General features: G+C 62.1%; 22 protein-coding genes and 1 pseudogene. 6 read left to right on the top strand and 17 right to left on the bottom strand.

Annotated features, from left to right (window positions below; genetic code table 11):
• Nucleotides 1-2: 2 nt before the first annotated feature.
• The 3 genes from KHO53_RS15170 to KHO53_RS15160 are packed head-to-tail and all read left to right on the top strand — an operon-like array spanning nucleotide 3 to nucleotide 2,711.
• Entirely contained in the window at nucleotides 3-911 is a 909-nt protein-coding gene (locus tag KHO53_RS15170) for a glycine betaine ABC transporter substrate-binding protein (protein WP_010223433.1), read from the top strand.
• Nucleotide 912: 1 nt separating this feature from the next.
• Nucleotides 913-1,560, top strand: a complete 648-nt coding sequence (locus tag KHO53_RS15165) for an ABC transporter permease (RefSeq protein WP_036993928.1) — start codon at nucleotides 913-915, stop codon at nucleotides 1,558-1,560.
• A complete protein-coding gene (locus KHO53_RS15160; protein ID WP_036993927.1) occupies nucleotides 1,557-2,711 on the top strand; it encodes an osmoprotectant ABC transporter ATP-binding protein OsmV in 1,155 nt (384 codons plus the stop codon). Before KHO53_RS15165 ends, KHO53_RS15160 begins: the two co-directional genes overlap by 4 nt.
• Nucleotides 2,712-2,801: 90 nt before the next feature.
• On the opposite strand, the gene KHO53_RS15155 is transcribed toward KHO53_RS15160, so the two are convergent.
• The 3 genes from KHO53_RS15155 to KHO53_RS15145 form a co-directional block, all read right to left on the bottom strand.
• Nucleotides 2,802-5,240, bottom strand: a complete 2,439-nt coding sequence (locus KHO53_RS15155) for a TonB-dependent siderophore receptor (protein WP_213570469.1) — start codon at nucleotides 5,238-5,240, stop codon at nucleotides 2,802-2,804.
• Nucleotides 5,241-5,348: 108 nt separating this feature from the next.
• The gene (locus KHO53_RS15150; RefSeq protein WP_010223438.1) at nucleotides 5,349-6,323 is read right to left on the bottom strand and encodes a FecR family protein; all 975 of its coding nucleotides are present in this window, start codon (nucleotides 6,321-6,323) and stop codon (nucleotides 5,349-5,351) included.
• A 17-nt stretch (nucleotides 6,324-6,340) separates the two neighbouring features.
• Entirely contained in the window at nucleotides 6,341-6,829 is a 489-nt protein-coding gene (locus tag KHO53_RS15145; protein ID WP_010223439.1) for a sigma-70 family RNA polymerase sigma factor, read from the bottom strand.
• Nucleotides 6,830-7,477: 648 nt separating this feature from the next.
• Between KHO53_RS15145 and KHO53_RS15140 the strand changes: the two genes are divergently transcribed.
• A complete protein-coding gene (locus tag KHO53_RS15140; RefSeq protein WP_036993923.1) occupies nucleotides 7,478-8,641 on the top strand; it encodes a type III PLP-dependent enzyme in 1,164 nt (387 codons plus the stop codon).
• A gap of 91 nt (nucleotides 8,642-8,732) precedes the next feature.
• Here the strand turns inward: KHO53_RS15140 and KHO53_RS15135 are convergent, their stop codons facing one another.
• The gene (locus KHO53_RS15135) at nucleotides 8,733-9,242 is read right to left on the bottom strand and encodes a hypothetical protein (RefSeq protein WP_213570468.1); all 510 of its coding nucleotides are present in this window, start codon (nucleotides 9,240-9,242) and stop codon (nucleotides 8,733-8,735) included.
• A 108-nt stretch (nucleotides 9,243-9,350) separates the two neighbouring features.
• On the opposite strand from KHO53_RS15135, the pseudogene KHO53_RS25845 reads away from it, so the two are divergent.
• Nucleotides 9,351-9,493: pseudogene (locus tag KHO53_RS25845) on the top strand (type III PLP-dependent enzyme); the annotation flags it as partial.
• A 56-nt stretch (nucleotides 9,494-9,549) separates the two neighbouring features.
• On the opposite strand, the gene KHO53_RS15130 reads toward KHO53_RS25845, so the two are convergent.
• The 4 genes from KHO53_RS15130 to KHO53_RS15115 all read right to left on the bottom strand — a co-directional run bounded on the left by KHO53_RS15130 (nucleotide 9,550) and on the right by KHO53_RS15115 (nucleotide 12,310).
• Complete coding sequence (locus KHO53_RS15130; protein WP_010223442.1) at nucleotides 9,550-10,044, bottom strand: hypothetical protein; 495 nt, start codon at nucleotides 10,042-10,044, stop codon at nucleotides 9,550-9,552.
• Nucleotides 10,045-10,274: 230 nt separating this feature from the next.
• Entirely contained in the window at nucleotides 10,275-10,763 is a 489-nt protein-coding gene (locus KHO53_RS15125) for a hypothetical protein (RefSeq protein WP_010223443.1), read from the bottom strand.
• Nucleotides 10,764-10,867: 104 nt separating this feature from the next.
• Complete coding sequence (locus tag KHO53_RS15120; RefSeq protein WP_213570467.1) at nucleotides 10,868-11,626, bottom strand: tetratricopeptide repeat protein; 759 nt, start codon at nucleotides 11,624-11,626, stop codon at nucleotides 10,868-10,870.
• A gap of 3 nt (nucleotides 11,627-11,629) precedes the next feature.
• Nucleotides 11,630-12,310 carry a Fe2+-dependent dioxygenase gene (locus KHO53_RS15115; RefSeq protein WP_100781960.1) on the bottom strand — a complete coding sequence of 227 codons (681 nt, stop codon included), beginning with the start codon at nucleotides 12,308-12,310 and terminating at the stop codon, nucleotides 11,630-11,632.
• A 229-nt stretch (nucleotides 12,311-12,539) separates the two neighbouring features.
• On the opposite strand from KHO53_RS15115, the gene KHO53_RS15110 reads away from it, so the two are divergent.
• On the top strand, nucleotides 12,540-15,095 hold the full coding sequence (locus tag KHO53_RS15110; RefSeq protein ID WP_213570466.1) for a PepSY domain-containing protein: 2,556 nt from the start codon (nucleotides 12,540-12,542) through the stop codon (nucleotides 15,093-15,095).
• A gap of 75 nt (nucleotides 15,096-15,170) precedes the next feature.
• Here the strand turns inward: KHO53_RS15110 and KHO53_RS15105 are convergent, their stop codons facing one another.
• The 9 genes from KHO53_RS15105 to pilW all read right to left on the bottom strand — a co-directional run bounded on the left by KHO53_RS15105 (nucleotide 15,171) and on the right by pilW (nucleotide 24,910).
• Nucleotides 15,171-15,962 carry an amidohydrolase gene (locus KHO53_RS15105; RefSeq protein WP_010223447.1) on the bottom strand — a complete coding sequence of 264 codons (792 nt, stop codon included), beginning with the start codon at nucleotides 15,960-15,962 and terminating at the stop codon, nucleotides 15,171-15,173.
• On the bottom strand, nucleotides 15,950-17,098 hold the full coding sequence (locus tag KHO53_RS15100) for a pyridoxal phosphate-dependent aminotransferase (protein WP_010223448.1): 1,149 nt from the start codon (nucleotides 17,096-17,098) through the stop codon (nucleotides 15,950-15,952). Before KHO53_RS15100 ends, KHO53_RS15105 begins: the two co-directional genes overlap by 13 nt.
• Before the next feature lie 171 nt (nucleotides 17,099-17,269).
• On the bottom strand, nucleotides 17,270-18,733 hold the full coding sequence (gene der / locus KHO53_RS15095) for a ribosome biogenesis GTPase Der (protein ID WP_010223449.1): 1,464 nt from the start codon (nucleotides 18,731-18,733) through the stop codon (nucleotides 17,270-17,272).
• 116 nt (nucleotides 18,734-18,849) lie between these two features.
• A complete protein-coding gene (gene bamB, locus KHO53_RS15090; protein ID WP_213570465.1) occupies nucleotides 18,850-20,001 on the bottom strand; it encodes an outer membrane protein assembly factor BamB in 1,152 nt (383 codons plus the stop codon).
• Complete coding sequence (locus KHO53_RS15085; protein ID WP_174242319.1) at nucleotides 19,994-20,602, bottom strand: tetratricopeptide repeat protein; 609 nt, start codon at nucleotides 20,600-20,602, stop codon at nucleotides 19,994-19,996. Before KHO53_RS15085 ends, bamB begins: the two co-directional genes overlap by 8 nt.
• Nucleotides 20,603-20,674: 72 nt before the next feature.
• Nucleotides 20,675-21,964 (bottom strand): histidine--tRNA ligase, encoded by a 1,290-nt coding sequence (hisS, locus tag KHO53_RS15080; protein ID WP_010223452.1) that lies wholly within the window; start codon nucleotides 21,962-21,964, stop codon nucleotides 20,675-20,677.
• A 28-nt stretch (nucleotides 21,965-21,992) separates the two neighbouring features.
• The gene (ispG, locus tag KHO53_RS15075; protein WP_159388143.1) at nucleotides 21,993-23,102 is read right to left on the bottom strand and encodes a flavodoxin-dependent (E)-4-hydroxy-3-methylbut-2-enyl-diphosphate synthase; all 1,110 of its coding nucleotides are present in this window, start codon (nucleotides 23,100-23,102) and stop codon (nucleotides 21,993-21,995) included.
• A gap of 3 nt (nucleotides 23,103-23,105) precedes the next feature.
• Nucleotides 23,106-24,152, bottom strand: a complete 1,047-nt coding sequence (locus KHO53_RS15070) for a RodZ domain-containing protein (protein ID WP_213570464.1) — start codon at nucleotides 24,150-24,152, stop codon at nucleotides 23,106-23,108.
• Complete coding sequence (pilW, locus tag KHO53_RS15065) at nucleotides 24,152-24,910, bottom strand: type IV pilus biogenesis/stability protein PilW (RefSeq protein WP_010223455.1); 759 nt, start codon at nucleotides 24,908-24,910, stop codon at nucleotides 24,152-24,154. Before pilW ends, KHO53_RS15070 begins: the two co-directional genes overlap by 1 nt.
• Nucleotide 24,911 lies beyond the last annotated feature (1 nt).

Below are 24,911 nucleotides of genomic sequence, written 5' to 3'. Positions count from 1 at the left end.
CCATGAAAAGAATCGCCTTGTTGCTGGGCGCGGCCCTGCTGTTCGCAGGATTTGCCCAGGCCGCGACCAAACCTGTGATCCGCCTCGGTGCGCGGGTCTTCACTGAACAGACGGTGCTGGCTGAAATCACTGCCCAGTACCTCAACCAGAACGGCTTTGACGTGCGTATCACCGGCGGCCTGGGCAGCAACCTTGCCCGCAGCGCCCACGAAACCGGCCAGCTGGACATGGTCTGGGAATACACCGGTGTTTCGCTGGTGTCCTACAACCATATCGACGAACGCATGCCCAGCGCCGCCGCCACCTACGCCAGGGTCAAGGAACTGGATGCCAAGAAAGACCTGATCTGGCTGACGCCGTCGAAGTTCAGCAACACCTATGCCCTGGCCCTGCCGCGCAAGGTCGCTGAGCAATACCCGCAGGTCAACAGCATCAGCGAACTGAACCAGGTGCTGCGCGACGAGCAGGGCCGCATCCACGTGGTGGCCCTGGACACCGAGTTCGCCAACCGTCCCGATGGCCTGGTGGGCCTGAGCGAAACCTACGACCTGCAGCTGACCCGCCGCGACATCCGCCAGATGGACGCCGGCCTGGTCTACACCGCGCTACGCAACGGCCAGGTGTTCAGCGGCCTGGTGTACACCACCGACGGGCGCCTGAGCGCCTTTGACCTCAAGCTGCTGGAAGACGACAAGCACTACTTCCCCGATTACACCGCAGCCCCGGTGGTGCGCAAGGCCGTGCTCGACGCCCACCCGCAACTGGCCAGCCTGCTCAAGCCCCTGGCCGAACAGCTCGACGACGAAACCATGCGCCAGCTCAACGCCAAGGTCGATGTCGAACACCAGAGCCCGGGCAAAGTCGCCGCCGAGTACCTGCGCCAGCATCCTCCCGCACAGGAGCAGCCATAACATGCTCGATACCTTTACCCACCTGGACTGGGCCCAGGTCCTGCACCTGACCTGGCAACACATCACCCTGGTCGGCATCGCCGTCAGCCTGGCGATTGTCGTCGGCGTGCCGCTGGGCATCCTCATGACCCGCTTCCCGGCTCTCGCCGGCCCGCTGCAAGCCGCCGCCACGGTGCTGCTGACCATCCCCTCGATCGCCCTGTTCGGCCTGCTGCTGCCGTTCTACTCCACGTTCGGCCAGGGCCTGGGGCCACTGCCGGCGATTACGGCGGTGTTTCTGTATTCGCTGTTGCCGATCCTGCGCAACACCTACCTGGCCCTGACCAACGTCGAGCCGGGCATCCGGGAAGCCGCCCGCGGCATCGGCATGACCTTCGGCCAGCGCCTGCGCATGGTCGAGTTGCCCATCGCCGTGCCGGTGATCCTCGCCGGTGTACGTACCGCCGTGGTGATGAACATCGGCGTCATGACCATCGCCGCGACCATCGGCGCCGGTGGCCTGGGCGTACTCATCCTCACCTCCATCAGCCGCAGCGACATGTCGATGCTGCTGGTCGGTGCCGTGCTGGTGAGCCTTTTGGCCATCATCGCCGACCTGCTGCTGCAAATCCTGCAACGTGCCCTGACTCCAGAAGGACTGCGCAAATGATCGAACTCCAGAACCTCAGCAAGACCTTTCACGCCAACGGCAAAGACGTCAAAGCCGTCGACTCCGTCAGCCTGACCGTCAACGAAGGCGAGATCTGCGTGTTCCTCGGCCCGTCCGGTTGCGGCAAGAGCACCACGCTGAAGATGATCAACCGCCTGATTGCGCCGACCTCCGGCAAGGTGCTGATCAACGGCGAAGACACCACCGGCCTCGACGAGGTGACCCTGCGCCGGCGCATCGGCTATGTGATCCAGCAGATCGGCCTGTTCCCCAACATGACCATCGAGGAGAACATCACCGTGGTCCCGCGCCTGCTCGGCTGGAACCCGCAAAAATGCCACGATCGCGCCCGCGAGCTGATGAGCATGATCAAGCTCGAACCCAAGCAGTACCTGCAGCGTTACCCCCGAGAGTTGTCCGGTGGCCAGCAACAGCGCATCGGCGTGATCCGCGCCCTGGCCGCCGAAGCACCGTTGCTGCTGATGGACGAGCCGTTCGGCGCGGTCGACCCGATCAACCGCGAGATGATCCAGAACGAGTTCTTCGAGATGCAGCGGGCGTTGAACAAGACCGTGATCATGGTCAGCCACGACATCGACGAGGCGATCAAGCTGGGTGACAAGATTGCGATTTTCCGCGCCGGCAAGCTGATCCAGATCGACCACCCGGACACCCTGCTGGCCCATCCTGCGGACGATTTTGTCAGCAACTTCGTTGGCCAGGACAGCACCCTCAAGCGCCTGCTGCTGGTGCGTGCCGAAGACGCCGCCGACAACGCGCCGGCGGTAAGCCCGCAAACGCCGGTGGCCGATGCATTGGAATTGATGGACGAACATGACCGTCGCTACCTGGTGGTCACCGACGGGCAGAACAAAGCCATGGGCTATGTGCGCCGTCGCGACCTGCATCGCCAGCAAGGCACCTGCGCCGACTTCCTGCGTACCTTCAACGCCACCGCCTCGCACGATGAGCACCTGCGCATCCTGCTGTCGCGGATGTACGAATTCAATCGCTCGTGGTTGCCGGTGCTGGATGCCGAGCAGGTGTTCCTCGGCGAGGTGACCCAGGAATCGATTGCCGCCTACCTGAGTTCGGGGCGTTCGCGTGGGGGCAAGACCTGCATTGTCTCGCCGGCACAAGCGCTGGCCTGACACTGAAAAGCATCGCTGGCAAGCCAGCTCCCACAGGGTCCGGTGTCCACCCACCCTGTGGGAGCCGGTCTTGCCAGCGGCCCCTGCTGCTTAAAACCCTACACTGGCCTGCACATAGAAGGTGCGCGGCTCACCCAGGTAGATCCCCGCGTTGTTGTCGCTGGAGCGGGTGTAGTACTGCTTGTCGAAGATGTTCTTCACCCCGGCTGCCAGCTTGAGGTTCGACAGTTCCTTGCCGAAGTCATAGCCGCCGCGCGCCGCCCAGGTCACGTAGCCCGGAATGTCGCCGTACTGGCCATCGGCACTCGGCTCGGTGATGTAGTTGCCGTTGAAGCTGCCGTCGGCATTCATGCCGGTACCCGGTGCGCGCTGTTTCGATTGGGCGTAGGCATCCAGGTTCCAGGTCCAGCGATTGATCTCATAGCGCAGCCCGGCATTGACGATCTGCCGCGAGTAAAACGGCAGGTCGCGCCCCTTGAAGCCCGGGATCTCGCCTTCATAGGTGGCACGGGTGTAGGTGAAGCCGGCATTGGCGCTCAGCCCCTGCAGACGCGGATCAAGCCCCGACAGGTCGTAATGCATCGAGGCTTCGATGCCCTGGTGCTTGGTCGCCCCGAGGTTGGTCCAGCCGATGTCGTTGCTGATGTACTGCAGCTCATCATCGAAGTCGATGTAGAACGCGGTCAGCTCACCCCCCCAAGTGCCGTTGTTGTAGCGGGTACCCACTTCATAGGTCTTGGCTTTCTCGGCTTGCAGGCCGTTGGCGGTCTGATCGCCGCTGCCGCCCTGGCCAAGCTGGAAGTACTGCAGGCTGCCGAACGAGGTTTCGTAGTTGGCGAACAGCTTCCACTCATCGGACAGGTGATACATCACGCTCAGTGCCGGCAGCGGTTCGTTGCTGGTCACGCTGCGGTTCTTTTCCTGCACCGGCACACCGTTGGTGCCGCGCACCGGGCGCTCGTGCCAGTCGGTGTTGATGTGCTCGAAGCGAACGCCCGGGGTGATGGTCCAGTTGCCGACATCGATCTTGTCATCGATGTAATAAGCGCTGGCTTCGGTACCGCCGGTTCGGTCCTGGAACACATGGCCGTCGGAGGTCGGGGTGACGGTCGGCACGTTGTTGATCAGCGCCAGGCGGGTCGACTGCTCGTGCATCGCCTCTTTCAGGTAACGGTAACCGACGCTGACTTCCTGAGTGGTGGGGCCGGCGAAGAAGATCCGTGAAACCCGTGGCTCAATGGCGAAGGTGTGGTAGCTGCGCGGGTACGACGACAGGGTCTTCTGGTCGCGGGCAGCGATGCTGCTGCCACGGAAGCTGTCGGTGTAGTAGGTCTGCACTTCGAACTGGGTGACGTCGTCGATCTGGCGCAGGTACTTGAAGGATACGTCCTTGCGTCGGCCGCTGAACGTGTCGTAATCGCGGTCGGACTGGTACGGGTCGTCGTCGAATTGGGCCTGGGTCAGGCCGCCGGGCATGTCGGCCTTGGCGTCGTAGTAATGGAAGTTGAGCCAGAACTCGTCGCTGTCAGTGACTGCCCAATGGGTCTTGAGCAACACGTCATCGATGTCGTTGTCGTTGTTGCTGCTGCGGTAGCCGTTGCCATTGACTCCGGAGTACAGCAAGGCTGCCCCCAGGCCATTGTCGGCGGTGCCGCCGAGGAAAGCCGATTCGATATGCTTCCAGCCACCATGGCGGGAAGTTTCCATCGTCGTGGACAGCTCGCCGGTGGCTTTCTCGGGGATCGCCCGGGTGACGAAGTTGATCACCCCGCCGACGTTCTGCGGGCCATAGCGCACGGAGCCGGCACCACGCACCACGTCGATGCTGTCGAGGTTGCCGGAAGAGATCGGTGCCATCGACAGTTGTGGTTGGCCGTAGGGCGCAAACGCCGCCGGGATGCCGTCGATCAACACCGTGGAGCGTGGCGACAGACGCGAGGTCAGACCGCGCACGCCGACGTTCAAGGCGATATCACTGCCGCCAGTGCCATTGGAGTCCTGCACCTGGACACCCGGCACGCCGCGCAGTACATCGCGCACGTTCAGCGCGCCCTGCTCGATCATTGCTTCGCGGCGCACCACGGTACGGGCGCCGGGATGGTTGTGGACCACGGTTTCTTCGGCACTGCCGAGCCAGTCACCGACCACCTTGACGTCGGTGGGCGCCAGCTCCAGGCTGCCGGTGGTCAAGGTCCCGGCAGTCTGCAGCGGGTGCAGGACGACGGTGCCCTGGGAGATTTCATAGGTCAGGCCGCTGCCCTCAAGCAAGGCTTGCAGCGCTTCTTCCGGCTGCAGGCTGCCGGACACTGCCGGTGCCTGTTTACCGGCCACCAGTTCGGGGCTGAAGAACAGCTGCAGCGAAGTCTGCTGGCCCAACTGGCTCAAGGCCCAAGCCAGGGGTTGAGCCTGGATCTGGATGCTGGCCGGTGCCGCTGCAGCATAGCTGCTGGCAACACCGCCACTGACAGCCAGGGCCAGGGCCAGAGGCAACCAGCGGCTAGAACGCGGGGAAAACTTGTTGTTGTTCACGTCGTCGAGAGGTCCTGAGGGTCCACATAGATGTCAATGCCATGCAAATGGAAATGCTTGGCAGTTGCAGTTGGACAGGAAGACGAACAACTGGAAAAAAACCTGAATCTATTTTGCGATTATTTCGCTGGAGCCATCGGCATGGGTCTTGATCGCCACTGGCAGGATGCTCGGCAGCGCCCGCAGCAAGGCGTCGGTATCGTTGGCATTGAAGGTGCTGCTCAGGCGTAGCGCGGCAACACTGCCTGGGGCGACACGCAGGGGCTGCTCACGGTAGCGCGAGACGTCCTTGACCACCTCGCTGAGCGGCGCATCGTTGAACACCAGCTTGCCCTTGCGCCACGCGGTCACTGCTGCGGCATCTACCGCGTAGGGCGCCGCCACCTGGCCTTGGGCATCGATATGCGAACCGAGCCCGGCGGTCAGCAGAGCCCTGGAGGCATCGCGGCCTTCGACCCGCACCGAGCCGTTTTCGACCGTCACACGGGTTTGCTCCGGGTCCTGGCGCACATCGAAGCGGGTGCCGGTCACCGTCACTGTGCCGTTGCCGGTGCTGACCACGAATGGCCGCTCGCTGTCGTGGGCGACGCTGAACATCACCTCGCCCTTGAGCAACTGGATATACCGCTGACCGGCGCTGAACTGCACCGCCAACTGCGTTCGGCCGTTGACTTCAAGCTGCGAACCGTCGGGCAAGTTCAGCTGGCGCCGCTCGCCCAGGGCCGTCTGCAATTGCTCCTGGTAATTGAGCTGATGCTCTTGCCAGCCAAACCAGCTCAAGCCCAGCGCCAGGGTCGCGATACCAGCCGCCAGCGCCTGGCGGACAAAACGCCGACGTGGCAACCGGCTGACCGGATCGGCCTGGCAAAGGGCCTCAAGATGCGCGCGCGGCACGTGCCCGGCAGCGCCCCAGAGCGTGCCAAGCAGATCGAACTCGTATTGATGCTGCCGGTGCTCGGCCAGCCAGCGCTGCAGTTCGTCCTGTTGCGCCGGCGCCAGCGCGCCATCACGGCTGCGGGCAAACCATTGGGCCGCCTGCTCGCGCACGCGCTCGCTGCCGCAACGGCACGCGTCCTGATTCATGAAAACATTCGCCTGACTCATCTCGTCGACACATCCAGGTGCTCACGCAGATGCCGGAGCGTGCGGATCATATACTTTTCGACCATGTTCTTGGTCAAGCCCATGCGCTCGGCGATCTCCGCCTGGGTCAGGCCTTCGAGCTTCTGCCAGATGAACACCCGCCGGCAGTTGAGGGGCAACTCGGCCAGGGCACGTTCGACACTGTCGGCCAGCTCCAGTGCATGCATATATGCCTCCGGATCACCGCTGGCACTGCCGCCCGCTTCGAACGTGTCCTGCTCAAGGGCCTGGCGGCGGTCTTCGCGGCGGTAGCCGTCCACCGCAATGTTGCGCGCGGTCTGGTGCAGGTAGGCCCGCGGTTGCTCGACTCCGGCCCGGTCGTTTTCCAGTACCCGCACAAATGCGTCATGTGCCAGGTCCTCGGCCTGCTGACGACTGCGCAGTTTGCGCGTCCAGGTACCGATCAGCTCATGGTAGTGGTCGAGAAAGCCTTTGTGTCGCGACACGATGCACAGGTCTTCGCAGGCGAGGAGGAGTGGCGCGAATAGTAATGTTTCTTATTAAGACCGGCAATCGAAGATCGCTGCTGCCGACGAAGCGCCCGGCGGGAAAAAAATCGACGAAAAAGTGTGTCGACGACCAGCTGTCAGGGCGGAAAAAAATATGAACGGCCACCGATTAAACGCATGCTGCGCTTGAGCGTCGTTGCGCCCCCAAATGACCGATATTTACCGCACTTTCGCCACCAACTTCGACCATTGCATCCATTTGCGTGTTCTACGGGAGATCCAGGCGTATACCGGTATTTTTAACGCTTTTGTCATCAAATTGAACATCTACTGTTTACCTGGGTCGGTAACAAAGTGGCTGGCCGCCCCGGGGCGACGGACGTGTGCAAAAACGCGACATTTTTTGTTGATCTCAAGCCCCTCAGGTCCTAAAGTTCGCGCCGAACGTCCATGCTGGAAACGATCCATCCGGCTCAAGTACTGACGACGAGACAGCAAGGTCACCCGTAGCTCGCTTTATCACGCACGGATGACCTTTTTGCTTTCGGCGACATGCCTTGGGAAGTAGGCGAACCAAAGTGGGGATACGGAGGACGTTCAGTTGCAGCCACTTATTTTTTCAGTTTGCCCATGGAGTCCCTAAGCATGTCGATTCAGGTCGAAGACTACTTCGCGCGCGATACCTTCCAGAAAATGAAGGCGTTCGCCGACAAGCAAGAAACCCCGTTCGTGCTCATCGACACGCAGATGATCAGCCAGGCCTATGACGACCTGCGCGCCGGTTTCGAATTCGCCAAGGTCTACTACGCGGTCAAGGCCAACCCGGCCGTGGAGATCATCGACCTGCTCAAGGAAAAGGGCTCGAGCTTCGACATCGCCTCGATCTACGAGCTGGACAAGGTGATGGGCCGCGGCGTCAGCGCCGATCGCATCAGCTACGGCAACACCATCAAGAAATCCAAGGACATTCGCTACTTCTACGAGAAGGGCGTGCGCCTGTACGCCACCGACTCCGAAGCCGACCTGCGCAATATCGCCAAGGCCGCCCCGGGCTCGAAAGTCTACGTGCGCATCCTCACCGAAGGCTCGACCACCGCCGACTGGCCACTGTCGCGCAAGTTCGGCTGCCAGACCGACATGGCCATGGACCTGCTTATCCTCGCCCGCGACCTGGGCCTGGTGCCATACGGCGTGTCGTTCCACGTCGGCTCGCAGCAGCGCGACATCAGCGTCTGGGACGCAGCCATCGCCAAAGTGAAAGTGATCTTCGAGCGCCTGAAAGAAGAAGACGGCATCGAACTCAAGCTGATCAACATGGGTGGCGGCTTCCCGGCCAACTACATCACCCGTACCAACAGCCTGGAAACCTACGCCGAAGAGATCATTCGCTTCCTCAAGGAAGACTTCGGCGACGACCTGCCGGAAATCATCCTCGAGCCAGGCCGTTCGCTGATTGCCAACGCCGGCATCCTGGTCAGTGAAGTGGTGCTGGTGGCGCGTAAATCGCGTACCGCTGTCGAGCGCTGGGTGTACACCGACGTGGGCAAGTTCTCCGGCCTGATCGAAACCATGGACGAGTCCATCAAGTTCCCGATCTGGACCGAGAAGAAAGGCGAGATGGAAGAAGTCGTGATCGCAGGCCCTACCTGCGACAGCGCCGACATCATGTACGAGCACTACAAGTACGGCCTGCCGCTGAACCTGGCAATCGGTGACCGCCTGTACTGGCTGTCGACCGGTGCCTACACCACCAGCTACAGCGCGGTGGAATTCAACGGCTTCCCGCCGTTGAAGGCCTACTACTTGTAATCTAACCGCGATGGCGACACCTCCTGTCGCCATCGCAACCCTTGAGCGTCAACGACGCTCTTCGCCAACGGATTGAATATCCAGTGTGAATTCAAGCACGTCTCCGTTTTCGGCATTCAAAAAGCAGTACCAGTGATCGCGCACCTGTCGCCGGGTGTGCGCGCAAAGGTTTTTTGCGATTTGCCAACAGGTGCATACGTGAGTGGAGTCCGGGCTCTACAGTAAACCCGTTGAATTGGACGTCGCCCATCCACCAATGGGCAAGCGGTTCGCTACCGGGCGCATACAGTCCGACATAGCTATTCTGACTCAGGTCCAGGCGATAGTTGTGATAAGCCTCATGGCGAGCCCATCGTCTGATTTCGTATCCCAGGCTTCCATCGGCATGGCGAAAACAGCCGAACCAGAACGGCTGCGGTGATAACGGAAAATCAGTAGCCGTCACCCAACCTGTTTGATTGGGCAACACTTCGCCTGGTTGGAAAGGATTTCCACCGGGACGGACAGGTTTGAGTTCACTCGCTTCGACGCGCCCCCGATAACCGGGCGAGGTACATGCTATTGAGGCGAGAAAAGACAGATGCTGCAAGTAAGTCGTCATGATCGAGTGCTCTTTCTGCATTGCCGAGATAGGCAGCCCAGTCGACGTTAGGTCAACCTCTCGCTCGCTATCAGCTTGCACACTTTCCCCGCTTGCCTGCTGCAGATGGCCGACAGCATGTACGAGCACTGTAAGTACCGCCTGCCGCGATCGGTGACCGCCTGTACTGGCTGTCGACCGGTGCCTACACCACCCGCTACAGCGCGGTGGAGTTCAACGGCTTCGCGCCACTGAAAGCCTATGACCGGTAGTACCTGAGCGAGGGCGGCGACAAGCGCCGCCCTCATCAATGGCACAAGAGCAAATGTCAGAGCAGATAGATGTCAGTGGCGACCATGCTCAAGCGGCTCCCCTCATCGACATTGAGAAACTTGTCGCCATTGAAGGACTCGTAGTTTCCCGCCAGATGGCCTCTATGGTCACGCAAATAGAACTGCAGCCGATTGCTGCCGTCCCAATCACCGATGGTCTCGAGTTTCCAGAATGGCGAGGCATCGTTTTCATACAATCCGATGTAGCCATTACGGCTGACGCCCAACTTGCGACCGTAGTAGTTTTCCACGTTCGAATCGCAACTGATGCGGTAGTGAATTCGATCACCTCGCGTCTCCAGGTAGTCGAAGCGAAATCTCGCACCGCTGACATCGCGCCTGTTCCTGGCGGTGATCACCTGCAACCAGCCGCTAGTGGCAAGGTCGACAATGATGCTTCGGCTGGTGCGCGAGATGCCGACCTGCCCTTGATGTCCGGGGGTCGTGCTGTTCAGATACGCATGGAATGAGTGCTTTCGAGGGTCTTTCATAATGGCCTCCTGGCCTGGGTAGACGGTCAACGGAAACGACCTCCGCCCACCTTATCCCTGCCCAGTGCCTAGCCCCACCACGCAGGCTTTCCTCAAGGGGAAACCTTCGTTCATCAAGTCCGCGCGGTGTCGATTTGCGCCGTAATGCAAAACCTGGGGCATCACCACCGCCAAGCTTTGCGCATCTATCATTCACGCACGGCTGGGGTTATCAGTATATTAAGCAACGCTTACAGGAGCGCCTTGACCCTGACCGCGAAGCTCAGTGGCTTACCTTCATAAGCATTTAAAAACCTGTCGCCGTCCCGATGACTGTAGTAGTCCTTTACCTCGTGGCCCTCGTAGTCACGCAGGATGAAGTGGCGTTCACTGCCACCGTACCACTCTGCGAGCGGCTGAACTTTCCAGAAGAAGGTAATTTCGTTTTTTCCGTATAACCCGAGATAGCCGCCACTACTTCTTCCCAGCGTCTTCCCCAGGTAACCGTCAACCTTGGATGCACAGGTAATGTCGTAATGAATCCGGTCACCTTGATCTTCAACGAACTGAAAACGAAAGTTGATCGGCCGTACCCGCTGCCCATGCCCAACAATCTGTAGCCAGCCACTTTCTGCAAAATCAAACTCGGTACGCTGTGCACTGATGCCAATCTGACCTGAACGGCCGGATTTTGTTGAGTACAGGGTCGCGATAAACGATTTATCAACGTGATCAACCATTCTAAAGTCCTTTTAGATTTAGGCCAGGTACTCGATCTTGGGCGTTCCGTCACAAGCAGCGCAGACTGCATTGATTCCCTGGAAACTCATCGAAGACTTCCCGTCTAACGGTGAAACTGCATGAGCGCCAGACGCTGCTCATAGGCACGCAGGACAGGCAGCAGGCGCGAGCGCTGGACCTGCTGCAAGGTGGATACGCTACTGAGCAGGAAATTCTGATTGCCGCCCTGCAGGGCTTTGTCAAACCAGAGCATTGCGTCATCGAACTGATTGCGCTCCATCAGCACCGTGGCATAGCTGAACTGCCCGCGAAAATCCCCCGCCTCGGCTGAACGGCGATACCAGTCGAGAGCCATGCCGACGTCGCTTTCACAGGCCAGCCCCTGCTCCAGGTAACGGCCATACAGGTTCATCGACTTGGCATGGCCCATATGGGCGGCTTGTCGATAGCAGCGCAATGCCAGAGGCTGGTTCTGAACCACCCCACGACCGGTACCCAGCAGGTTGGCGTAGTTGTACAAGCCCCAGTCCAGCCCCATTTCAGCAGCCCGGCGATAGGCCGTGGCTGCAGTCGAGACATCTGGCGCCCCTCCCCAGCCATGCTCCAGGCAACGCCCGAGCATGTTGTGCGCCATGGCACTGCCACGCTTGGCGGCGATGGCAAACCAGCGCCGGGCCAGGGCCGGGTCTTTCTCGATGCCACGCCCGTCGAGAAGGATCTGTCCAAGCAGCACCTGCGCCTCGACGATGTCCTGCCCCGCGGCGGCCAGCAATGCCTGGGCAGCTTTGCCCGGGCTGTGTTCGAGCATCTGGGCGAACTGTGCGCAGTCCAGTTCCTGGCGGTTGCGCAAGGCGAAAGTCATGGCTCAGACCTCGACCCAGCGGCGCAACAGGTTGTGGTAGGTGCCGGTCAGCTGGATCAGCGCCGGGTGATCAGGCACATCGGCGCCCAGCTGCTGGATGGCCTGGTCCATCTCGTACAGCAACGCACGCTGGCTGTCTTCGCGCACCAGGCTCTGGGTCCAGAAAAACGCCGCATAACGCGCCCCACGGGTCACCGGGTTGACCTTGTGCAGGCTGGTGCCCGGGTACAACACCAGGTCGCCCGCTGCCAGCTTCACCTGCTGCACGCCATAGGTGTCCTGGATCACCAGCTCACCGCCGTCGTAGTCCTCGGGGTTGCTCAGGAACAGCGTCGAGGACAGGTCCGTACGCACCCGCTCGTGGCTGCCTCGGGGTTGGCGCAAGGCGTTGTCGATGTGAAAACCGAAGCTGCCGCCCTCTCGATAGCAATTGATCAGCGGCGGGAACACCTTGTGCGGCAAGGCCGCCGACATGAATTGCGGATGCTGCCACAAGCGTTCGATCAGCGCCGTGCCAATTTCCTTGGCCAGCGGGTGGCCTTCGGGCAACTGCAGGTTGTGCTTGGCCTTGGCCGACTGGTAACCCGCGGTGATCTTGCCGTCGGCCCATTCGGTTTGTTCCAGCGCCTCACGAATGCGCTGAACTTCCTCGGTGGAAAACAGGCCGGAAATAGGTAGCAGCATGGCACAGCACCTGAAGGTGAAAGGATGCCAATGGTATTGATTCCCATTGACTCTCTACAAGCTCTTTCGGCCGAAGGGGCACTATCAGGATCGAACATGGCCTGAGTGCGAACGTCCACTTCAGATTGGTGCGTGCAGCAAGCCCCGTTCATTTAGGTGAGCTGGGCTTTTGTGTATCAAGGCATAATGCGCGTCGCATTCGCATTTGCGACACGACAAGGTGATTGATGTGGTGAAGAAATCCCTGTTTCAACTGCACTGGTTCTTCGGCATTACTGCCGGCCTGGTGCTGGCGCTGATGGGCATTACCGGTGCCATCTGGTCGTTCCAGGATGAGCTGCTGGAACTGTTCAACCCCGAGGTACTTACCGTCGAGGTACGTCAGCAAGGCGTACTGCCGATGCCTGAGCTGGTGCGCAGGATCGAGACCGAGCAAGGCGACAAGGTCGCCATGCTCTGGGTCCAGCCGCGTAGCGGCAGGGCCGCGCGGGTTTTCTTCACCCCTCCTCCCGGCGAGCGTCGGGGCGTGTTGCGCTATGCCGACCCGTACGCCGGCAAGCTGCAGGGCGAGGTAGCCGGTCAGGGCTTTTTCGACCTGATGCTGCAGTTGCACCGCTTCCTGGCCATGGGTGATAGCGGCCGACAGATCACGGGCGCCTGTACCCTGATGCTGATTTTTTTCTGCCTCTCGGGCCTCTACCTGCGCTGGCCGCGCAAGGCGCTGAACTGGCGGACCTGGCTGACCCTGGACTGGGCGAAAAAAGGCCGCGCCTTCAACTGGGACCTGCACGCCGTGGCCGGTACCTGGTGCTTGCTGTTCTATCTGCTGTTTGCCCTCACCGGCCTGTTCTGGAGCTACGAGTGGTACCGCGAAGGCCTGAACAAGCTGCTCGCCGACAGCCCGGCTGCTGGTCAGCAACACAAGCGCGGCGAAGGCCGCGGCGGGCGCCCGGGTGGGGCCCTGGGCAAGGACGCCAAGCCGCTGGTGGTCGACTACGACGCCGTCTGGGCCAGCCTGCAGGCCGCTGCCGGCCCCGACATGACCAGCTACAACCTGCGCCTGCCGCCAGCCGGCGGGCAACCGGCAACGATCTTCTACCTGCTTGAAGGCGCCGAACACGAACGCGCGCTCAACACCCTGAGCATCGACCCGGCCAGCGGCCAGGTGAAGACCAACGAGCGCTACGCCGACAAGTCGTTCAAGGCACAGCTATTGGCCAGCGTCTATGCCCTGCACGTGGGCAGCTACTTTGGCCTGACCGGGCGGATTCTGGTGACTATCGCCAGTTTGAGCATGCCGCTGTTCTTCGTCACCGGCTGGCTGTTGTACCTGGACCGCCGGCGTAAAAAGCGCCAGGTTCGCGCTGCACGAGGCAATCTCGCGCCTGCGAACGGGCAAGACGGCGGCTGGCTGGTAGGCTTTGCCAGCCAGAGCGGCTTTGCCGAGCAACTGGCCTGGCAAAGCGCCGGGCAACTGCAGGCTGCCGGCGTCGCGGTACAGGTCCGGCCCCTGGCCGAGCTGACCGAGCAGGACTTGAACCAGGCCCGGCAAGCGCTGTTCGTGGTCAGCACCTTCGGTGACGGCGAAGCTCCCGACAGCGCCCGCGGCTTTGAACGTAAAGTGCTTGGACAGCCCTGGGCCCTGGGTAATCTGAACTATGCCCTGCTCGCCCTGGGCGACCGCCAGTACCCGCATTTCTGCGGCTTTGCCCGGCGCCTGCAGGCCTGGCTTGGCGAGCGCGGTGCCACTAGCGCCTTCACCCCGGTAGAAGTCGACAGCGCTGACCCGGCGGCCTTGCAGCACTGGCAGCAAGAGCTTGCGAAAATCACCGCAAGCACGCCGCCTGCTGCCTGGCAAGCACCCGAGTTCGGCAACTGGACCCTTGTCAGTCGAGAATTGATCAATCCGGGCAGCCAGGGCTCGGCGGTCTATCTGCTCGGCCTCACGCCTGAGCAACCCGCGCAGTGGGAAGCTGGAGACCTGGTGGAGATCCTCCCCCGCAACAATACCCGGAGTCTTGAGCTGTTCCTCAAGGGCCTGGGGCTTGATGGCGAAACTTGCGTGCAGGTCGAAGGCCTGCAGGAGAGCCTGCTGCAGGCCCTGGCCAGCCGCCAGTTGCCGAAAAGCCGCGAGCACCTGGTCGGCCTGCACGCCCAGGCCCTGGTCGATGCGCTGATCCCGCTGGCTGCTCGGGAATACTCGATTGCTTCGATCGCCAGTGACGGCGTGCTAGAGCTGATCGTACGCCAGGAACGCCACCCTGACGGCAGCCTGGGCCTGGGTTCGGGCTGGCTGACCGAGCACCTGGCTGTGGATAACAGCGTCAGCCTGCGCCTGCGCCGCAACAGCGGTTTCCACCTGCCGGCACCGGCAACGCCAATGATCCTGATCGGCAACGGTACCGGGCTGGCCGGGCTGCGCAGCCTGCTCAAGGGCCGCATCGTGGCCGGCGAGCAGCGCAACTGGCTGCTGTTCGGCGAACGCAACCAGGCGTATGACTTTCTCTGCGGGGATGAGCTGCAGGGCTGGCAGCGCAGCGCTGATCTGGCGCGGCTGGACCTGGCCTTTTCTCGCGATCAGAGCCACAAGGTCTACGTGCAGGACCGCTTGCGCGAACAGGCGCCAGAGCTGCGGCGCTGGCTGGATCAGGGCGCGTCGATCTACATCTGCGGCAGTTTGCAGGGCATGGCCAGTGGCGTCGACGAGGTGCTCAACGAGGTGCTGGGGGCTGCCGAGGTTGAACGGCTGATCGAGCTGGGGCGCTATCGGCGGGATGTGTACTAAGCCTTGAGGGCCCCATCGCGGGTCAAGCCCGCTCCCACAGGTCTGGTATGGGAGCGGGCTTGCCAGCGATGGCGATCAATGCAGATCGAAGGTATCGGCATCCAGATTGGCCGGAAACCGCGCGCGGTAGGCCGCAAGGTCCGCCGCGCTGAGCACGACGGTAAACACCCCGTCAGCCTCCCCTGCACTCAGCAGGCTCTCTCCCTGGAAGTCCAGTACCTGGCTGTCGCCGGTGTAGGCAAAGCCCTTGCCGTCGGTACCCACGCGGTTCACCGCCGCCACATAGCAGAGGTTCTCGATGCCCCGCGCCGGCAACAGGCGGTTCCAGTGCTGGCGACGGGCGGCCGGCCAGTTGGCGGTGTACAGCAGCAGGTCGGTGTCCTGGGCATCGCGGCTCCACACCGGGAACCGCAGGTCGTAGCAGATCAACGGCCGGACCCGCCAGCCCTTGATCTCGAACTGCACCTGGCGTTCGCCTGGGGTGTAGTGCTTGTGCTCACCGGCCATGCGGAACAGGTGGCGCTTGTCGTAGAACAGGATCTCGCCATCGGGCCGCGCCCACAGCAGGCGATTGCGGTGGCTACCGTCGGCGGCCTGGATGATCACGCTGCCGGTAACCACGGCATCGAACTTTTTGGCCTGGCTCTTGAGCCATTTGTAGGTCGGCCCGTTCTCGGGCTCGGCCAGGCTTTCGGAGTCCATGGAAAAACCAGTGGTGAACATCTCCGGGAGAATGATCAGGTCGGCGCCACGGGCCTGCTCCAGCAGGGTTTCGAAATGTTCGTAGTTGGCCAGGCGGTCCTGCCAGGCCAGGCTGGTCTGCACCAACGCGATGTTCAGGTTCGGCAGGCTACTCAGATCGCGCATAGTTTTTCCGCTGCCTGACGCAGCGTCTCCTCGCGTTTGGCAAAGCACAGGCGCACCAGGCGCTGCTCGGGAATAGGGTGCTGGTAGAACACCGACACCGGAATGGTCGCCACGCCATGCTCACGGGTCAGCCACAGCGACATGTCGACGTCGTTCAGGTCCGGGCGAATCTGCGAATAATCCACCAGCTGGAAGTAAGTGCCAGCGCTGCGCCTGAACTCCAAGCGCGAGCTGCCCAACAGATCGCAGAACAGGTCGCGCTTGGCCTGGTAGAAGGCCGGCAGTTCTTCGACATGTTCCGGGTGCGCCGCCATGAAATCGGCCAGCGCCCATTGCAGCGGCGTCACGCCGCAGAAGTTGACGTACTGGTGGACCTTGCGCAGCTCGGCGCTGAGGGCTGGCGGCGCCACCACATAGCCGGTTTTCCAGCCAGTGACGTGATAGGTCTTGCCGAACGAGCTGACCACGAAAGCGCGCGGGTACAGCGCCTCATGGGCCAACACACTGGCGTGCTGCACGCCGTCGAACACCAGGTGCTCGTAGACTTCGTCGCTGATCAGGTAGATATCGCGCTCGGCGATCAGCAGCGCCAGCTTGTCCAGGTCGTCGCGGCTGATCAACGCGCCGCTGGGGTTGTGCGGCGAATTGAGGATGATCATCCGCGTGCGCGGGCTGAGCGCGTCGGTGAGTTTCTGCCAGTCGATGGCGAACTCGCCGTCAGTGAGTTGCACATGCACGCAACGGCCACCGGCCAGCTCTACCGAGGGCTCATAGCTGTCGTAACTGGGGTCGAAGACGATGACCTCGTCGCCTGTGCGAATCACCGCCTGAATGGCACAGAAGATCGCTTCGGTGGCACCGGGAGTGATGGTGACTTCATGCTCGGCATCGACGCTGACGCCATAGCTGCGGGCGATCTTGTTCGCCACCTGCTGGCGCAATGCCGGCAAGCCGGTCATGGGGCTGTACTGGTTGTGTCCGGCACTGACATGCCGGCCTACCGCATCGAGCAGTGCTTGCGGGCCGTTGAAATCGGGAAAACCCTGGGACAGGTTCAAGGCGCCGGTTTGCGCGGCGAGCTGGGACATGGTGGTAAAGATGGTCGTGCCGACGTTCGGCAACTTGCTACTGATCATGGAGCCCTCTTTCCTGCAGCACTATCCGGCTCGAGGCGGCGCGGTCTGGGACCGAGCATAGCGGATTGATCGGTCAGGAAAAAGGTTGTAACAGTCGCAGGCCAATCGCGGGTCAAGCCTGCTCCCACAGAGTGGGAGCGGGCTTGCCAGCGAAGAGGCCCTCAAGCCTTGTTAGCGTTTGTCTTTACGCTTCTTCTCGGCTTTCTTGTGGTGCGACATCAAGCGACGCTTCTTGTTGACCTGGCGGTCGGTCAAGGTGTTCTTGTTGCCTTCGTACGGGTTGTCACTGCCCTTGTACTCGATACGGATCGGCGTACCGACCAGCTTGAGTACGCGGCGGTAGGTGTTTTCCAGGTAGCGCGAGTAAGACTTGGGTACCTTCTCGACCTGGTTGCCGTGGATCACGATGATCGGCGGGTTGGCGCCACCGAGGTGGGCATAGCGCAGCTTGATCCGGCGGCTGTTGACCATCGGCGGCTGATGCTCGCTGACTGCGTCTTCGAGGATCTGGGTCAGGCGGCTGGTCGGCCAGCGGGTGACCGCCGACTTGAACGAGTTCTGTACCGACTGGTACAGGTTGCCCACGCCGGTGCCGTGCAGCGCCGAGATGAAGTGGATGTCGGCGAAGTCGACGAAGAACAGCCGGCGTTCCAGCTCGGTCTTCACGTAGTCGCGCTCGCTCGGCTGCATGCCGTCCCACTTGTTCAGGGCGATGACGATGGCGCGACCGGCTTCCAGGGCAAAGCCCAGCAGGTTCAGGTCATGGTCGACCACGCCTTCGCGGGCGTCCATGACGAAGATCACCACGTTGGCGTCCTTGATCGCCTGCAGGGTCTTGACCACGGAGAACTTCTCGACTTCTTCGTGGATCTTGCCGCGCTTGCGCACCCCGGCGGTGTCGATCAGGGTGTACTTCTCTTCGTTGCGCTCGAAGGGAATGTAGATACTGTCGCGGGTGGTGCCGGGCTGGTCATAGACGATGACCCGCTCTTCACCAAGCATGCGGTTGACCAGGGTCGACTTGCCGACGTTGGGCCGGCCGATAATGGCGATCTTGATCCCGTCTTTTTCGCTCGGGCCAGGAATGCGCACCGCTTCCTCGCCTTCGGCGACGTCGGTGTCGATCTCTTCCTCGTCCTTGTCGCGCGGGAAGTCGCTGAGCACGGCTTCCAGCAGGTTGTTGACGCCACGGCCCTGGGCGCCGGCGACACCAATGGCGTTACCCATGCCCAGCGGCGAGAACTCGGCGATGGCCGCCAGCGGATCGATGTTGTCGATCTTGTTGGCGACCAGGAACGAGCGTTTGTTGCGCTTGCGCAGGTGCTCGGAAATCATCTGGTCGGCGGCGGTCAGGCCGGCACGGGCATCAACCAGGAACAAGACCACATCGGCTTCTTCGATGGCCAGCAGCGACTGCTCGGCCATTTTTTCGTCCATGCCTTGCTCGTCACCGGAAATACCACCGGTGTCGACCAGGATGTACGAACGGCCTTGCCAGCGCGCTTCACCGTACTGGCGGTCTCGGGTCAGCCCGGACAGGTCGCCGACGATAGCGTCGCGGGTCCTGGTCAGGCGGTTGAACATGGTGGATTTACCGACGTTCGGTCGGCCCACCAGGGCGATTACGGGAACCATTCGGCTCTCCACTGCGTAAATTCAGAAAATACAAAGGCCGCTGCACTGCAGCGGCCGGAGTTCGAGCGGCACCCGAAGTGCCGCAGCCCGAGGCCGGCATGGCCTCAAGCATAGCCTCAGCGGATGGTCAGCGCCTCGAGCTTGCCGCTGTTGCCGTACACATAGATGGTGTCACCCACCACCAACGGACGGGCGCGCAGGCCATCGCTGTCGATACGCTCACGACCGACGAAACGACCATCGACCTGGCTGAGCAGGTGCAGGTAACCTTCCAGGTCACCCACCGCCACATAGCTGGAGAACACTTCCGGCGCCGACAGCTGGCGGCGTGCCAGCGAGTCGTTACTCCACAGCGCGCTGGATGAGCGCTCGTCGATGCCTTCCACGGTGCCCGAAGCCAGGCTCACGTAGACGTTACCGAAGCCCTGGGCCACACCGGTGTAGCTGGAAGCATCACGCTGCCACAGTACCCGGCCGCTCTCCAGGTCCAGGCCGGCGACGCGGCCCTGGTAGCTGGAAACGTACAGGGTACCGCCGGACAGCAGCAGGCCGCCGTCGATATCCACCACCCGGTCAAGCTCCGAGCGACCTTGCGGGATGGCCACGCGCTGCTCCCAGACCGGCACGCCGTTCTGGGTGTCGAGGGCAATCACCTTGCCGGTCGACAGGCCGACAACGGCCAGACGGTTGGTCACGATCGGCGCGCCGGTACCACGCAGGGTGAGTACCGCCGGCGTGCTTTCGTAGATCCAGCGACGGTCGCCAGTGCTGGCGTCCAGGCCGATCACGCGGTCGTCCTGGGTCTGCACCACCACCACGTCACCGTTGGTGGCCGGCGGAGCCAGTACTTCACTGGTAACGCGCGCGCGCCAGCGTTCTTCACCGGTGCTGGCATCCAGGGCAATCACTTCGCCTTTGAGGGTACCGAGCATGACCATGCCGTAACCGACGCCAACGGCGCCGGACACCGGCAGTTCGAGGTCCTTCTTCCAGGCCACATCGCCGTTGTTGCGATCCAGCGCCATCACCACGCCGGTGACATCGGCGGCATAAATGCGGTCGTTTTCGATCGCCGGCACCAGCATGTTGAAGGTCTCGCCCTGACCGTCACCGATCGAGCGGCTCCACTGCTTCTTGAGGACCACCTCTTCGGTGAACTTGGTGAGTTCGGCCGGCGGCAATTCCTTTTTGCTGTTGCTGCTGCAACCCACGGCCAGAAGGGCCAGGGTCAGCACTGCTGCATGTTTCCAACCGATCACGTCACGCATCCCCTTTGGCCAGGTCGTCGAGCTTGAGTTGCAGGCCACCGATCGCGGCATCGTCAGACAGCGCGGCCTTGGCTTTTTCGTAAGCGGCATGGGCTTCGCCAGCGCGGCCCAGTTGTACCAGCAGGTCACCCTTGAGCTCTTCGCGGCTGGCCAGGAAGGCCTGGTCGGCATCGCCTTCGAGCAGCTTCAGCGCCTCTTCAACCTTTTTCTGCGCAGCCAGGACACGGGCCAGGCGCTGACGGGCGATTTCGCCCAAGGTTGCGTCAGCCGGCTTGTCCATCACCAGCTTGAGCTCGGCGGCGGCGTCATCAAGCTTGCCGCTCTCGACGGCCACCTTGGCCACGAACAGGCTGGCGTACTGGGCATAGGCCGAGCCGCCAAATTCGTTCTTGAGCTTGCCGGACAGCTCGGCGACCTTGGCCGCGTCAGGCTCGCCAGTTGGCGTCAGGGTAGTCTCCAGCAGGGCCTGGTAGAGGTTCGAGGCGCCTTGCGACTGGTTGGTCTGGTATTTCTGCCAGGCTTGCCAGCCGAACACCACGACCAGCGCCAGCAGGCCACCGGTTACCAGCGGCTTGCCATTGCGGTCCCACCAGTCCTTCATCGCGACCAGTTGTTCATCATCGGTACTCGACACCCCAATACTCCTTTTCACCAAATCGGCTGTTGACTCGCCTCACGCCTGCGCGAGCGAGGCTTCCAGGTGCTCTGCCAGAGCATCCCAGGCAATGTTTTGTTGTTCGCCCTGACCGCGCAGGGGCTTGAAACCTACCACTTGTTGCGCCAGTTCGTCGTCCCCCAGGATCAAGGCGAACAGCGCGTTGCTCTTGTCGGCCTTCTTGAACTGGCTCTTGAAGCTGCCAGCACCGGCGTTGACCTGCAGGCGCAGGTTCGGCAGACGGTCACGCAGGCGCTCGCTCAGGGTCAGCCCAGCCAGCTCGGCCTGCTCGCCGAAGGCGCACAGGTAAACGTCGACCTGGCGGTTGATCGATTCCGGCACCTGCTCAAGGGTTTCCAGCAACAGGATCAGGCGCTCGATGCCCATGGCGAAACCAACGCCCGGGGTCGGCTTGCCGCCCATCTGCTCGACCAGGCCGTCGTAGCGGCCACCGGCACACACGGTGCCTTGGGAGCCGAGCTTGTCGGTGACCCATTCGAAAACGGTCTTGCTGTAGTAGTCCAGGCCACGCACCAGCTTGGTGTTGATCACGAACGGGATGCCGGCGGCATCCAGGCGTGCTTTCAGGCCGTCGAAGTGCACGCGGGACTCTTCGTCCAGGTAGTCTTCGAGTTTTGGCGCGTCGACCAGCACCGCCTGGGTGTTCGGGTCCTTGCTGTCGAGGATGCGCAGCGGGTTGCTTTTCAAGCGGCGCTGGCTGTCTTCGTCCAGTTGCTCCAGGCGCGCCGAGAGAAACTCGACCAGCGCGTCACGGTAGCGGGCACGGGCTTCGCTGGTGCCCAGGCTGTTGAGCTCGAGCTTGACCGCGTCACGGATGCCCAGCAGGCCCCAGAGGCGCCAGGTGAGCATGATCAGCTCGGCGTCGATGTCCGGACCGTCAAGGTTGAAGACTTCGACACCAATCTGGTGGAACTGGCGATAACGGCCTTTTTGTGGACGCTCGTGGCGGAACATCTGGCCGATGTACCAGAGCTTCTGCACCTGGCCACTACCGCTGATGCCATGTTCGAGCACAGCCCGCACGCAGGCGGCGGTGCCTTCCGGGCGCAGGGTCAGGGAGTCGCCGTTGCGGTCGTCGAAGGTGTACATCTCTTTTTCGACGATGTCGGTGACTTCACCGATCGAGCGCTTGAACAGCTCGGTGAACTCGACGATCGGCGTGCGGATCTGGCGATAGCCATAGGTATCCAGCAGACCGGCCACGGTGCTCTCGAAATAGCGCCACAGCGGCGTCTGATCGGGCAGGATATCGTTCATGCCACGGATGGCTTGCAGCGATTTGCTCACGGAAAATCCCTTAACAATTCTGTGTCAGTCAGCCACGGGCGATCAGCGCCGCGTCGGCCTCGGCTTTTTCAGCCGCTTTCTGGCGGATGAGTTTTTCCAGCTCATCGACCAGGTTGTCATTGGTCAGCTTCTGTGCAGGCTTGCCGTCGATGTAGATCAGGTTCGGCGTGCCGCCGGTGAGCCCGACATGGGCTTCCTTGGCCTCGCCCGGACCGTTGACCACGCACCCGATCACTGCCACGTCCAGCGGCACCAGCAAGTCTTCCAGGCGCCCTTCCAGCTCGTTCATGGTCTTGACCACATCGAAGTTCTGCCGCGAGCAGCTCGGGCAGGCGATGAAGTTGATGCCACGCGAACGCAGGTGCAAGGACTTGAGGATGTCGTAGCCGACCTTGACCTCTTCGACCGGGTCAGCTGCCAGCGAAATGCGAATAGTATCGCCAATCCCTTCAGCAAGCAGCATACCCAGGCCCACTGCGGATTTCACCGTGCCCGAGCGCAGGCCGCCGGCTTCGGTGATACCCAGGTGCAGCGGCTGGATGATCTGCTTGGCCAACAGGCGGTAGGCTTCGACGGCCATGAACACGTCGGAGGCCTTGACGCTGACCTTGAAATCCTGGAAATCCAGGCGGTCGAGGTGCTCGACGTGACGCATGGCCGATTCGACCAGCGCCGCCGGGGTTGGCTCGCCGTACTTTTTCTGCAGGTCTTTTTCCAGGGAACCGGCGTTGACGCCGATCCGGATCGGGATACCGCGGTCGCGGGCGGCATCGACCACCGCACGCACGCGGTCTTCGCGGCCGATGTTACCCGGGTTGATGCGCAGGCAGTCAACGCCCAGCTCGGCTACGCGCAGGGCAATGCGGTAGTCGAAATGGATGTCGGCGACCAGCGGTACGCTGACCAGTTGCTTGATCTTGCCGAAGGCTTCGGCAGCGTCCATGTCCGGTACCGAGACGCGCACGATGTCGACGCCGGCATCGACCAGGCGGTTGATCTGCGCCACAGTCGCGGCCACGTCATTGGTGTCGGTATTGGTCATGCTCTGGACCGCGATGGGAGCATCGCCGCCAACAGGCACATTACCTACCCAGATTTTCCGGGATTCGCGACGTTTGATCGGAGATTCGCCGTGCATGACTTATTGTCCCAACTTCAGGCGAGCGGTCTCGCCACTGGTGAACGGCGCAACGTCGACAGGCTGGCCGTTGTAGCTGACCTGCACGCCACGGGCAAAGCCCAGGCGGACCGCGAATGGCGGCTTGCCGGTCAGGTCCAGGCTGTCGCCCTTGCGCTTGATGGCGCTGAACAGCACCTTGCCGTTGCCATCGGTGACCGAAGTCCAGCAATCGGCGTTGAACTGCAAGTGCAGCTGGCCGCTACCAGCCGGGGCTGGAGCAGCAGGTACTGCCGGTGCTGCGGCAACCGGGCTATTGACCACCGGTGCAGCCGGGGCTGGCGCCGGAGCAGGCACAACCGGGGCCACCGGAGCCGCTGGCGCTAGCGCAGCGCTGGCAGCAGGTGCGGCAGCCGGGCTGGCCGGTGCTTGCGCGGCGGGTGCTTGTTCAGTCGCTACTTGTTCAGCTGGTGCTGCGCCGGCCTGCTCGGCGGGCGTCGAGGCCTGCTCAAGGTTCAGCGTCGTGCTTTGCGGTTGCTGACCCGCGGTCACGGCCTGGTCTTCAGGCTCGTCCAGCGGGTGAATCTGGGTAGTGCCGTCGGCGCTTTCGACTTCGACGTGCTCCAGGGCCATGTTGGCCAGGTCCTTGCCTCGCAAGCTGGTCTGGTCCTGCCACCAGAAGAAGCCACCGCCGATCACCACCACCAGCAGCACCAGGCTGACGATGCGCAGGATATTGTGCGACAGGCGTACCGGTTCTTCGATGCGGCCCAGGGCGTGCACGTCGCTGCCCTGGGCGTGGGTACCGGTGCACTGGTCGAAGGCCTGCACCAGAGTGGCCTGATCCATGTCCAGCAGCTTGGCATAGGCGCGGATGTAGCCTCGGGCAAAGGTATGCCCCGGCAGCTTGTCGAAGGCGCCGGCTTCAAGATTGTTCAGGGAACTCACGGTGAGGTTGAGCTTGCGAGCCACTTCGGCCTGGGACCAGTCCCTGCTCTCGCGGGCCTGACGCAGGATTTCACCGGGATTTTCGCGAGTCGCTGCTGCTGCTTCGGGATGCGCCGCTTTCATCATTGCTCCGACAGGTATTGCTGATATTCCGGCGTACCGGGATAAAGTCGTTGTAATTGCAGGCCCAGCTCGCTGGCCTTGTTCCGTTCTTCGAAGACATTGGCCAGGCGACTGCCCAGCAGCAGGCTGCGGGCACTGTGGTCGCTCAGCTGGCTGAAACGATCGTAGTAGTCACGGGCAGGCACATAATGCCTGTCTTCGTAAGACAACTCAGCCATTTCCAGCAACGCGCGCGGTTGCTGCTGGTTGAGTCGCAAAGCTTTTACCAGGTATTCCTGCGCTTGCGCGCGCTGGCCTTGCCTGAGCGCGGTCAGGCCGAGGTTCTCGAACACCCGGGAGCGTTCAGGATACAGGGTATCGGCCGCCGCTTGGGCAAACATCTGCTGCGCCTGGGCGTATTGCCCACGAGCATAAAGGAAACTGCCGTAATTGTTGCGAATTCGGCTGTCGTCCGGGCGGCTGGCCAGGGCCTTGCGAAAGTGCGCCTCGGCCAGTTCCGGCTCGTCTTCGGCCTGAAACACCAAAGCCAGGGCCGCATTGGCTGCGGCATCCTGGCTATCGAGGTCGAGGGCTTTTTTCAGCGGCGCCTTGGCCTGCTCGGTCAAACCTTGTTGCAAATAACCCAGGCCCAACTGCACATAGGCCTGCCGCGCCTGTTCGCGCCCTTCACGACTGCCCAGCGCGTCCGAACTCCCGCCGGACACGCAACCTGCAAGCAGGGCGAGCGCCAGGATCGACAGCGCGAAGCGCAGGGTCATG

The sequence above is a fragment of the Pseudomonas sp. RC2C2 genome (genome assembly GCF_018390435.1).
GTDB lineage: Bacteria > Pseudomonadota > Gammaproteobacteria > Pseudomonadales > Pseudomonadaceae > Aquipseudomonas > Aquipseudomonas donghuensis.
The sequence above is the reverse complement of the archived record's forward strand: the minus strand, read 5'-3'. Positions and strand labels throughout refer to the sequence as shown.